The following is an 11,199-nucleotide window of genomic DNA, read 5'->3' as shown; positions in this document are numbered from 1 at the left end:
CAGGCTGACCAAGGCGCTTGCGCTTTTCTTTTAAAAAATAATTTTAAAATTTCTGAATAATTTTGTATAATAAAATTGTATTAAATATAAAATTCAAGGAGGAGAAACCATGAAGAGAGAAGATCTAATTGCCCCCGAACGGTATAATCTTGTTTCAGAGGTAGAACGGTTTGCTGAAAGTCCGGATCGAATTGCTTTAAAGTGGGAAAGTGAATCAGGAGATGTTAAGCAAGTTACATATAAACAGTTACTAAAGCAAGTGAACCGGGCTGGAAATGTTTTTACCCAAAACGGTTTAACTAAAGGCGATGTCGTGCTTGTTATGATCCCTCGTTTGATAGAAGCATATGTTGTTTATTTAGCCGCCCTGAAAGTAGGAATGGTGGTCATTCCAAGTTCAGAAATGTTAAGAGAGAAAGACTTGCAATACCGAATTTCGCACGGTGATGTAAAAGCGGTGATCAGCTATTCTCCATATGTAGATCAATTTGCCAATATTGCTGAAACGCATTCTTTAGTAAAATTCTCTGTTGGTAAGGACGTTGAAGGCTGGATTCATTTAGAAGAAAAAATGAAACAAGCTGATGATGAATTTACAGCTGCTGATACGAAAAGAGATGATATGGCATTTTTATCCTATACCTCTGGCACAACAGGAAATCCAAAAGGTGTCGTACATACGCACGGCTGGGCTTACGCCCATCTTCGTACGGCGGCAGCCAATTGGCTTGGCATTGAAGAGGGAGATATTGTTTGGGCAACGGCAGCACCAGGCTGGCAAAAATGGATTTGGAGTCCCTTTTTATCTGTATTGGGTTCGGGTGCAACCGGCTTTGTCTATAATGGCAAATTTGAACCGAAAAAGTACTTAAGCCTGCTTGAAAAATATCAAATCAATGTTTTATGCTGCACCCCGACGGAATACCGTTTAATGGCAAAGGTTGATAATTTGGCAGCTTATCGCTTGCCTAAATTGCGCAGTGCTGTATCTGCAGGGGAACCGCTTAACCGTGAAGTGATTGATACATTCCAGAAATATTTCCATATTGATGTCCGTGACGGCTATGGACAAACAGAAAATACTTTGCTTGTCGGTGTTAGCAAAGGAATGAAGTTAAAGCCAGGTTCTATGGGCAAACCGACGCCGGGGAACCGGGTGGAGATCATCAATGAGGAAGGACAAGTTTGCGCGGTTGGCGAAGTCGGCGATATTGCTGTTCATGTTGATACCCCGGCTCTTTTCAAAAATTATTATAAAGATCCGGAAAGAACTGCATTACAATTCCGCGGCGATTATTATATAACCGGTGATAAAGCTAAAATGGACGAAGAAGGCTACTTCTGGTTTGAAGGTCGCAGTGATGATATTATTATCAGTTCAGGTTATACAATTGGGCCGTTTGAGGTAGAGGATGCACTTGTTAAACATCCGTTTGTTAAAGAATGTGCAGTTGTTGCAAGTCCTGATGAGATTCGCGGCTCTGTTGTGAAGGCCTACGTGATCTTGCAAGAAGACATCGATCAGAATGATCCTGAAATTACGAAAACCCTTCAGGAACATGTGAAAACACTAACCGCTCCATATAAATATCCAAGAAAGATTGAATATGTAACGGAACTTCCGAAAACAACATCGGGAAAAATCCGCCGGGTCGAACTACGGCAAAAAGAACTGCAAACAGCCAAGCAGGGCTAATTTTTCTTGAAAATACAAAAGACCGCACTTGGGCATATCAACTTTGTGCGGTCAATACTGGAAAATATTCAGGAGAATCTCTACAATCATTGATGTTTGGATAATTTACTAATTTTCACTTCAAATTTGATCTTTTACGTACTATAATGATGAAGATAAAAGACATTGATGTTTGGTAATGATCATTTGCCATAACATCCTGTTTTGGTATATGTGATGAGATGGATTGCTGGTAGAATAACCTGCTTTGTAATTAGCCCATCATGAAATAAGCTGTGTATATATGCACAATTTATTTTATGATGGGCTGTTTGTTTTTAATGTTTTTTTAGGATGCGATGTTAAATGAAGCAAATAGTTGAAAAAAAGAGAATCATTAGGTACTCTCACGGCAAACTTGAAGAGATGGAAGATAGCATTGTGACCGAGCTCCCCATTACAGTAAAAATAAATGGCCAAGAATTTGTTACGATGGTTTGTACACCACAATACATTGAAGATATGGTCATCGGTTACTTAGCATCTGAAGGATTAATACGAAAATATGAAGAAATCAAAGAACTTTGGGTTCAAGAAAAAGAAGGATATGTACATGTAAAAATCGACAAGCTGAATCCGTATTTCAAAGATTTTCAGAACAAACGGTACATTACATCTTGCTGTGGAATGAGCAGGCAAGGTTTTGTCTTCGTTAATGATGCATTAACTGCTAAGAAGATGAAAAGGATCCGTGTCAAATTTTCCATAGAGGATTGTTTTCATTTTATGAATCAGCTACAAAAATCCGCAACTATTTTCCATGAGACAGGAGGCGTTCATAATGCTGCACTGTGTGATTTAAATGGATTTATACTTGCACGGATGGACATTGGTAGACATAATGCTCTGGATAAAATCTATGGTTATTGTTTAAAGAATGATATCCCAATCGGAAATAAAATAATTGTATTTAGCGGGCGGATTTCTTCTGAAATTTTATTGAAAGTGGCGAAAATTGGTTGTGAAGTCATCCTTTCAAAATCTGCCCCTACTGAATTGGCATTACAACTGGCAGAAGAATTAGGGATCACGACAGTGGGTTTTATTCGTAATCAATCTTTAAATATTTATACATGTCCGGAAAGAATTCAACAGGTGTAGGAATAGGGGGAATTGGTTATTGAGAATTAGCCTGGGAAGTTTTATAATAAAAGCATAAACGTAAAAAATCATTGATATTTGGTAATGACAAATTGCCAAAATATCCTGTTTTTTTATAATATGTGGTGAGACGGATTACTAGTAGGATTCAACTACTCAGTCATTAGCCCGCCATAAAATAGAACGTGTGTTACATTAGCACACTCTATTTTATGGCGGGCTTTTTTATTTTTGAAAAGGGAGAGGTTACAATGGCAGAAACGATCCAAGTGAAAACCCCATGGTGCGCACCAAAATACTTCTTCAATGATCACAACTGCTTCTTTGTACGGTTATAAGTTGTTGACAAAATTTATTTGCAAATTTAAGATTAAAGTGCTCAATTGAATACAAAATTTTCTCAGGTGCTTCGAATTGATTCGAAGATAATAGGGAAACCGGTGTAAGTCCGGTACAGTCCCGCCACTGTAATCAGCAATTTAAGAACCGTTTAGCCACTGCAAAAAAATTTGTGGGAAGGCCTCGGTGACCGCTGTAAGTCAGAAGACCTGCCTGCGAAAAACAATGCTATACCTTCGAGGAGAGGTAGGTTGGAGAATTATATAAAAGAATTCACAATGTGGGATTCATTTGTTGTGATATTTCAACGTACACTCTGCCTAAACAGGCAGGGTTTTTTCTTTATTAAAGAGGTGTCGCTAGATTAGCAGAAAGGAAGAATGGTCTTGCCCGATACTATTTATAATCGTGCAGCTGCAATCCGTCCATTGAACAGCCAAGCGATGATGAGAGCGGAATTTCGCCTGGATGATTTAACAAAACCAAAGGGAAGCTTAGGAATATTAGAAAAGATCGTCATTCAGCTTGCTGGAATAACTGGAAACATTATTCCTTCCATCGACAATGCCGGTTGCGTGATTTTTGCAGCCGACCATGGTGTTAGTTAAGAAGGTATATCAGCATACGATTCACATGTAACTGAAGAAATGGCGGTAAATATGTGTATGGGAGGTGCCGTGAGCAGTGTTTTGGCAAGACAAAGCAGCATAGACCTGCAAATTGTTGATGTGGGAATAAAATCCAGGGTAAGGCACCCTAAGGCTGTTGTTAAAAAAATTGGCCCAGGGACTCAGAACTTTACGCATGACTTTGCCATGACCCATGAACAAGCCGTAAAGAGTGTGACGGTTGGCATGGAAATAGCGGATCAGTTTATTGATAACGGGAAGGAATTATTAATTTTTGGCGAGATGGGGATTGGGAATACGACCTCCGCTGCAGCGATGGCTGCGGTTCTGCTGGATTTACCTGTAGAGAAAGTGGTTGGTGAAGGAACGGGAATTGGTATGAGTCAGTTTCGACATAAAATACAGGTGATAGAATCAGCTTTGAGTAAACATCGCATTCGCAGGGATGATCCATGGGAGATTTTATCGGCAGTTGATGGGTTCGAAATCGGGGCAATAGCGGGGGCCATGATTGCTACTGCCAGCAGGGGGATTCCTGTTGTACTGGATGGACTTATGACAGGTATCGCAGCATTATGGGCCTCCTGTTTTAATAAAGAAATTATAAGTTATCTGTTTGCCTCTCATTGCTCTTCAGAACCGGCACATGCTTATATTTTGAATGAATTGCAATTGGAACCTTTGGTACACTGGCAGCTTCGTTTAGGTGAAGGATCGGGAGCGTTGCTTTTACTGCCTATTATGCAGCAAGCATGCCGAATTATGGCAGAGACATCAACCTTTGAAGACGCCAAAGTGACTAACCCGCATCGGGAAACACAGAAAGACAATATTCTAATAGATTGCCAGGATCAAGACACTCTTAGACCTTCTAAACTTGATTTTTCACCTGATGAACAGAAAGCGGTCTATAAAGCATTTTCAGCTCGGAGGGATATTCGTTCTTACTTGCCTGATCCCGTTCCAAAGGAGATTTTGGAGCGTATCCTTCATGCTGCCCATTTAGCGCCATCTGTCGATTTTATGCAACCTTGGAACTTTATTGTTATCTCAGATCGAAACATTCAAAATAAATTATATCAAGTGGTAGAGAAAGAAAGGTTGCGTGCTTCGGCAAATTATGATGACTTAAAACAGGACCATTATTTGCGGCTAAAGTTGGAAGGGTTACTGCAAGCACCAATGACCATTTGCGTTACGAATCATTCGGGAAGAGGCGGTCCGCATGTTTTGGGCAGGAATACCATACCTGAAACAGACTTGATGTCAACAGCTTGCGCCATTGAAAATATGTGGCTCGCTGCCAGAGTAGAAGGGATTGCGATGGGATGGATCAGTATTTATCAGAAACAGGATATCCGCAACATCTTGGGAATCCCGGATTCAGTTGATCCAGTTGCTTTGCTGACCATAGGTTATACCTCTCATTTTCCGGATATACCAGTTTTGGAAAGGGTCGGTTGGGCGAAAAGACTAGATTTGAAAGAACTTGTCTTTCAAAATCAATGGGATCAAAAGGAGTTGGATGAATGAAAATTTACACTCGCAGCGGAGACAAGGGGAAAACCTCTATATGAGCGGATTAGGAATGATGTAATAGAACGAAGTTAATAGTTTACTCCACTAGAAAAACTTTTTGGATTTGCTTTCTTGTTCTGAAGAATATATTGAATTAACATCTCCAATAGTGTTACGTACCATGTCCTCAGGCGTTTTGGGTCCAGGTGTGGGCTAGTATCAAAAATTTGTGAATCGCCATGTCGATAAGAACTATAACTGCAGTGATCCTTAAAATGAACTTGTTTCCCTGTGTAAAAAGAACTATTTCGATACGAATTGGGGTAAAGGGAATATCAAATTTAATCAGGAGTCAAGCAAAAAGGCTGCGGAGATGTCAAAAATCCGTAGCCTTTTAGATTTAGAGAAAAGTTCTCTTTACTTTTTCCCAGAAGGAGTTGTCTTTCAGTTTTAAGGTTTTTAATTTGTTGTTGCTTAATTTGATTTGAATTTTGTCAACATGGCGAATACTTAAAGCTTCATTATCCATTCCCATTGTCGGATGGTCATTGGTTTCCGAAACTACTTTTAGCGTAAGAGTTCGTTCCCCGCTTAGAATGAACGAAGCCCCAAGTGTCCGGTAGCGGTTGTTGTTGACAGATGATACTTCACTGACTTGCATACAGGATAGCTGCGGATCGACAACCGCGCCCCTTACAGATTTATTATAGGCGGTGCTTCCGGTTGGAGTAGCCACTATTAAACCATCGCCACGGAAAGTTTCAAAATGCAAGGAATCGACAAATACATCAACTACTAATGTTTTAATTATGGAAGACCTGAGGCTAAATTCGTTTAGACAAGTAAAAGTTCCTTGGTGATCAACAGAAACCTCAATAAGCGGATAGCGGCGAACCTCCAGCTGTTCATTCAGCATTGCTTCAATCATCTTCGACGTATCTTCAATCATGAAATCACAATACATATTTAAACTGTGATTCGTAGAAATCCCCATGTAAAGACAATCACTACGAAAACCTGTTTTTCGCACTGCCTGCAAAAAATCCCCATCATCTCCAATGCTGGCAATGATATTGGCATTCCGATAATCATCTACAATCGTAAACCCAAAGCGTTTCGTTGCTTCTAATAGCGGGGAAATGTGCGAAAGAATCTCTTCATCCTGCTTGTAGTAATAATAGATATTTTTTCTTTCTTCCATTTTGTAAGACCTCCTGATAATAAAATGAAAAGTGTAGTGGATCTTGCAAATATTTGTCCAAAATAGTTTAGCACCTTTTGAAAGTAAAATGAAACAAAGAATATGAAAAGTCTTTACTTAAAGCAATGTGTTTATTTTGACGATGACAGGAAATACTAATAGGCTGAAAGGTTGTGAACAAGTTGGTTTGGGTGCCAGTATCCTTATTTGTTCTATTGCTGCTAATTATACTCGTGCTGTTTTCAAAATTAACGATTCTTATAAATTATCAGCACTATAATGATAATGATGATTTAAAGGTGGAATTACGAATCCTAAAGATTATTACATATAAGTTTCATGCACCATTAATTAAAATTGATGAAAATTCACCCACTGTAGTGGTGAAAAGTCAAACAAACTACGGAAACCAGGGGAATGAACAGTCTGATAAGAATGTACACCAAATCAGCAAACATGATGTAAGGAACAGGATCCGTAATATAAGAACGTTATTGGAGAAGGTTGTTAATCTACATGTAATTGTCAAGGGATTTTTGCGAAAAGTTTCCATTGAAAAATTGGAATGGGAAACACTAATAGGACTCGGTGATGCTGCTCACACGGCAATTGCAACCGGAACGCTTTGGTCAATGAAGGGGAGCCTCATTGCTCTTCTCAGCCATTATCTAAAATTAAAGGACATGCCGAAATTATTAATTACCCCTCATTTTCAAGCAGCAGTTATTCAAACTAGGTTTACATGTATGATCCAATTTCGAATCGGGTATGCTATTTTAGCAGGATTAAAACTGATGAAATTTTGGAAGGGTGGAAAGCCACACTTCAATTCTGATTATTCAACTGAAAAAACGAAAACCGTTTGAAAGAGGAGGAAACTGCAATGTCAGATCACCCAATTCAAGGCTTGATGACAACTGCAATGGAAAGTTTAAAAGAAATGATAGACGTGAATACGATTATCGGCGACCCTGTTGAAACCCCGGATGGAAGCGTTATTCTCACTGTTAGTAAAGTGGGTTTCGGATTTGCGGCTGGCGGGAGTGAATTTAAACTTGACAGCGCAAATGGCCACGGACAGGGACATGGACAAAATCAAAACCAAAATCAGGGTCAGGGGCAAAACCAAGGACCATCCAAACCAAGCCTTCCATTTGGCGGCGGAAGCGGCGCAGGGGTTTCCATTACGCCGATCGCCTTTTTAATTGTTAATTCCCAAGGGGTCAAAATGCTGCACTTAGATGAAAGCACGCATTTATATGAAAAAATTCTCGAACTTGCACCACAGGCAGTAGATAAAATTCAGCAAATGTTCTCGAAAAGAGACCAACAACATAATGAACAATCCGGAAGAAATAATCAATATCAAAACAGGCAGCCTAAGGCAGATTTCGATATTTAAGTAAAAGGGTTTAGACTAAAAGCTCGCTGGCAGGCGAGTTTTTTCGTGATAGAAAGAATCACTATTTCATCAGTGGGTTTTCTTAAAAATACATCTACATGAAAGGTTTAAATAATTGCAAATATATTGGTTGAAAGTTATATTAACACTGTACATATTCAACAATGTTTGGAGTGTGCTTTGCTTAAATATGACAAAGGAGGATGAAAAAATGGCAAATGTTACATTTAAGGGGAACCCGGTCACACTACTTGGCAAAGAAGTAAAGGTGGGCGACAAAGCTCCAAATTTCACTGTCCTGGCAAATGATCTTTCACAAGTTACTTTAGATGATACAAAAGGACAAGTTCGCTTAATTATTTCCGTTCCTTCTCTTGATACTGGGGTATGTGATGCTGAAACACGCCGCTTTAATGAGGAGGCAAACAGCCTTGGAAACGTGAAGGTATTAACCATTAGTGTAGACCTTCCATTTGCCCAAAAACGCTGGTGTGCAGCTGCAGGTATCGAAAATGTGCAAACATTATCCGATCACCGCGACCTTTCATTCGGCGAGGCATATGGAGTAGCCATTAAAGAATTAAGACTGTTAACCCGTGCTGTTTTTGTTGTAGATTCCAGCGATACAGTCACATATGTGGAATATGTCAGCGAAGCAACGAACCATCCTAATTATGAAGCTGCACTGGAAGCTGCCAGAAACGCTAAATAATTTATATGACAAGGCCTCGGCAAAATGCCGGGGCTTTTAAACTGGGCCTAATCTACGCCCTTCCAAACTTGCCAATCAGCAAGTTTTCTAATTAAAATGATACATAGTCGTCCAAAAAAGATAAGGAATTTTGCAATGGAGGAGAAAAGATCATGACTCCAATCGAACAATTATTTACCCTATTTAATGAAACAGCGCTTTGTTTGCAAGAGGAATTGGACTGTTCATATTTAGAGGCGCTTGCTGAAACCGGTGAAAATTTATTTCACGGCTCTATTCTGCAAGAGGAATTAAGTGAATTGACGGTAAAACGGCTAAAGAAACAATACGGCGAAGTTCAATTGGAAAACTATTCGCATGAAGACATTCGCAAGGCATATCAACTTGTTATTCTCAAAGGGATGAAGGAAAATGTCCAGCCGAATCATCAAATGACCCCAGATACAGTCGGCATGCTTGTGGCCTATCTGGCGGGGAAATTTATGAAGCAGCCTGCCTTCCGCTTGCTTGATCCGGCTGTTGGGACGGGGAATTTATTAATGACGGTATTAAACCATTTGCCTAAACAAATCCATGCGATTGGTGTTGATATTGACGATCTTTTACTTAAGCTTGCTTATGTGAATGCGAATTTACAGGAGCACTCCGTACAGTTCTTTAACCAGGACAGTCTTGAATCGTTATTTATTGACCCTGTTGATATCGTCATAGCTGATTTGCCTGTGGGCTATTATCCAAATGACATACGTGCAGCGGATTATCAATTAAAAGCAGATACCGGCCATTCCTATTCCCATCATTTATTCATTGAACAAAGCATTCGTCATACAAAGCCTGGCGGATATCTGTTCTTTGTTATACCAAATGGTCTTTTTGAGAGTGAACAAGCGGGAAAACTTCATGAATTTCTGAAGGAAAATACCATCATTCAAGGTTTACTGCAATTGCCAATCAGCATGTTTAAAAATAAACAGGCAGCCAAAAGCATTTTTGTTGTTCAGAAGAAAGGAGAGGACATTAAGCCTCCAAAACAGGCGCTGCTTGTCGCATTGCCAAGTCTTTCTAAACGCCAGGAAATGGATCGAATTTTAACGGAAATTGATAAATGGTTTCAAGAAAACAAAGGATGATTTCGAAAGACGGAATCATCTTTTTTTATCTTTAAAATAGTTTGAATAAAATTATATTTTCGCTGTAATCGCTGCCAGAGAATTTCCTTCTTGAAATGTTGAATTTACAATGTTTAAATGAGAAATTGGAAGAAATAATTGGCTAATTGTACAAACTAAAAACTGTACTGACTGAACGTATTAATGATTGATTTGGTAGATAGAAGGAGCGTCAAAAACATGGCAAAAATTATTGCGATTAATGCAGGAAGTTCTTCGCTTAAATTTCAGTTGTTTGAAATGCCGAGCGAGAAAGTAATTACAAAAGGATTAGTTGAAAGAATTGGTTTAAAAGATTCTATTTTTACAATAACAGTGAACGGAGAGAAGATCCAGGAAATACTGGATATTCCGGATCATGAAGTTGCTGTTAAAATGCTTTTGGATAAATTAACAACATTAGGCATTATTCAATCGCTTGATGAAATAGTAGGAATTGGCCATCGGGTTGTTCATGGCGGTGAGGCATATAATGACTCTGTTCTGATTAATGATGAAGTTTTAAGAAGAATAGAAGAATTATCAGATCTTGCACCGCTGCATAATCCGGCAAATGTTACGGGTATAAGAGCGTTTCGGCAAGTACTGCCAAATGTGCCTGCTGTGGCTGTATTTGATACTGCCTTTCACCAAACTATGCCGGAAAGCTCGTTCCTTTACAGCTTGCCATATGAATACTATAAAAAATATGGCATTCGTAAGTACGGTTTCCATGGAACAAGCCATAAATATGTATCCCAGCGCGCAAGTGAACTATTAGGCCGGCCGTTAGAACAGCTTCGCCTAATCTCATGTCATTTGGGAAATGGGGCCAGTATTGCGGCTGTTCAAGGCGGAAAATCCATTGATACCTCCATGGGCTTTACACCGCTTGCCGGAGTTACAATGGGCACGCGTTCCGGGAATATAGACCCGGCGTTAATTCCGTTTATTATGGAAAAAACGAATCAAACGGCAGAAGAAGTACTGGATATTTTAAATAAGAAGAGCGGTATGTTAGCGGTATCTGGTTTTTCCAGCGACCTGCGGGATATTGAGATTGAAGCGAAAAAGGGAAATAAACGGGCCCAGCTTGCTTTAGATGTATTTGCCAACCGTATCCATAAATATATCGGCTCCTATTCAGCACGGATGAACGGCGTAGATGCGATTATTTTCACAGCAGGAATAGGGGAAAACAGTGATACCATCAGGGCAAGGGTCTTAAATGGTCTTGAATTTATGGGCATCTATTGGGATCCTGCTTTAAATAATGTTAGAGGAAAAGAAGCTTTCATTAACTATCCGCATTCACCGGTAAAAGTATTGGTGATCCCAACCAATGAAGAGGTAATGATTGCACGTGACGTAGTCCGTTTGGCGGATATACATGAATAAAGAAGAGAAGGGGCTG

At 39.5% G+C, this 11,199-nt stretch carries 9 protein-coding genes, 1 pseudogene and 1 riboswitch; of the genes and pseudogenes, 9 read left to right on the top strand and 1 reads right to left on the bottom strand.

Annotation, left to right across the window (positions count from 1 at the left end; all coding sequences use genetic code 11):
- The first annotated feature begins 109 nt into the window (after positions 1-109).
- The 4 genes and pseudogenes from mbcS (at position 110) to bluB (ending at position 5,337) form a co-directional block, all read left to right on the top strand.
- Positions 110-1,696: an acyl-CoA synthetase MbcS gene (gene mbcS, locus BFU02S_RS11750; protein ID WP_066370760.1), complete on the top strand. Its 1,587-nt coding sequence runs from the start codon at positions 110-112 to the stop codon at positions 1,694-1,696.
- Positions 1,697-2,041: 345 nt separating this feature from the next.
- On the top strand, positions 2,042-2,836 hold the full coding sequence (gene fdhD / locus BFU02S_RS11745) for a formate dehydrogenase accessory sulfurtransferase FdhD (RefSeq protein ID WP_066370758.1): 795 nt from the start codon (positions 2,042-2,044) through the stop codon (positions 2,834-2,836).
- 385 nt (positions 2,837-3,221) lie between these two features.
- A riboswitch (cobalamin riboswitch) is annotated at positions 3,222-3,406 on the top strand.
- A gap of 149 nt (positions 3,407-3,555) precedes the next feature.
- Positions 3,556-4,596: pseudogene (cobT, locus tag BFU02S_RS17325) on the top strand (nicotinate-nucleotide--dimethylbenzimidazole phosphoribosyltransferase); the annotation flags it as partial.
- Between the two features lie 3 nt (positions 4,597-4,599).
- Positions 4,600-5,337, top strand: a complete 738-nt coding sequence (gene bluB, locus BFU02S_RS17145; RefSeq protein ID WP_369690684.1) for a 5,6-dimethylbenzimidazole synthase — start codon at positions 4,600-4,602, stop codon at positions 5,335-5,337.
- 385 nt (positions 5,338-5,722) lie between these two features.
- On the opposite strand, the gene BFU02S_RS11730 is transcribed toward bluB, so the two are convergent.
- Complete coding sequence (locus BFU02S_RS11730) at positions 5,723-6,523, bottom strand: NAD kinase (RefSeq protein ID WP_066370754.1); 801 nt, start codon at positions 6,521-6,523, stop codon at positions 5,723-5,725.
- Between the two features lie 173 nt (positions 6,524-6,696).
- On the opposite strand from BFU02S_RS11730, the gene BFU02S_RS11725 reads away from it, so the two are divergent.
- From BFU02S_RS11725 to BFU02S_RS11705, 5 genes are all read left to right on the top strand, one after another.
- Entirely contained in the window at positions 6,697-7,389 is a 693-nt protein-coding gene (locus tag BFU02S_RS11725; protein WP_235842044.1) for a DUF2953 domain-containing protein, read from the top strand.
- Between the two features lie 17 nt (positions 7,390-7,406).
- Positions 7,407-7,925, top strand: a complete 519-nt coding sequence (gene ytfJ, locus BFU02S_RS11720) for a GerW family sporulation protein (protein WP_066370749.1) — start codon at positions 7,407-7,409, stop codon at positions 7,923-7,925.
- 211 nt (positions 7,926-8,136) lie between these two features.
- A complete protein-coding gene (tpx, locus tag BFU02S_RS11715) occupies positions 8,137-8,637 on the top strand; it encodes a thiol peroxidase (protein ID WP_066370746.1) in 501 nt (166 codons plus the stop codon).
- 152 nt (positions 8,638-8,789) lie between these two features.
- Positions 8,790-9,767: a class I SAM-dependent methyltransferase gene (locus BFU02S_RS11710; RefSeq protein WP_084361093.1), complete on the top strand. Its 978-nt coding sequence runs from the start codon at positions 8,790-8,792 to the stop codon at positions 9,765-9,767.
- Positions 9,768-9,986: 219 nt separating this feature from the next.
- Positions 9,987-11,183, top strand: coding sequence for an acetate kinase (locus BFU02S_RS11705; RefSeq protein WP_066370742.1), 1,197 nt, complete (start codon positions 9,987-9,989; stop codon positions 11,181-11,183).
- Positions 11,184-11,199: the final 16 nt, after the last annotated feature.

Source organism: Neobacillus fumarioli NBRC 102428 (assembly GCF_001591485.1).
Taxonomy (GTDB): domain Bacteria; phylum Bacillota; class Bacilli; order Bacillales; family Cytobacillaceae; genus Neobacillus; species Neobacillus fumarioli.
Note: the sequence above shows the minus strand (reverse complement) of the source record. Positions and strands in the feature narration are given on the sequence as shown.

What these genes read in the sequence shown, in the direction of transcription:
- BFU02S_RS11730 (WP_066370754.1), bottom strand. Translation starts at nt 6,523, where the DNA reads ATGGAAGAAAGAAAAAATATCTATTATTACTACAAGCAGGATGAAGAG.
- mbcS (WP_066370760.1), top strand. Translation starts at nt 110, where the DNA reads ATGAAGAGAGAAGATCTAATTGCCCCCGAACGGTATAATCTTGTTTCA.
- fdhD (WP_066370758.1), top strand. Translation starts at nt 2,042, where the DNA reads ATGAAGCAAATAGTTGAAAAAAAGAGAATCATTAGGTACTCTCACGGC.
- ytfJ (WP_066370749.1), top strand. Translation starts at nt 7,407, where the DNA reads ATGTCAGATCACCCAATTCAAGGCTTGATGACAACTGCAATGGAAAGT.
- tpx (WP_066370746.1), top strand. Translation starts at nt 8,137, where the DNA reads ATGGCAAATGTTACATTTAAGGGGAACCCGGTCACACTACTTGGCAAA.
- BFU02S_RS11705 (WP_066370742.1), top strand. Translation starts at nt 9,987, where the DNA reads ATGGCAAAAATTATTGCGATTAATGCAGGAAGTTCTTCGCTTAAATTT.
- BFU02S_RS11710 (WP_084361093.1), top strand. Translation starts at nt 8,790, where the DNA reads ATGACTCCAATCGAACAATTATTTACCCTATTTAATGAAACAGCGCTT.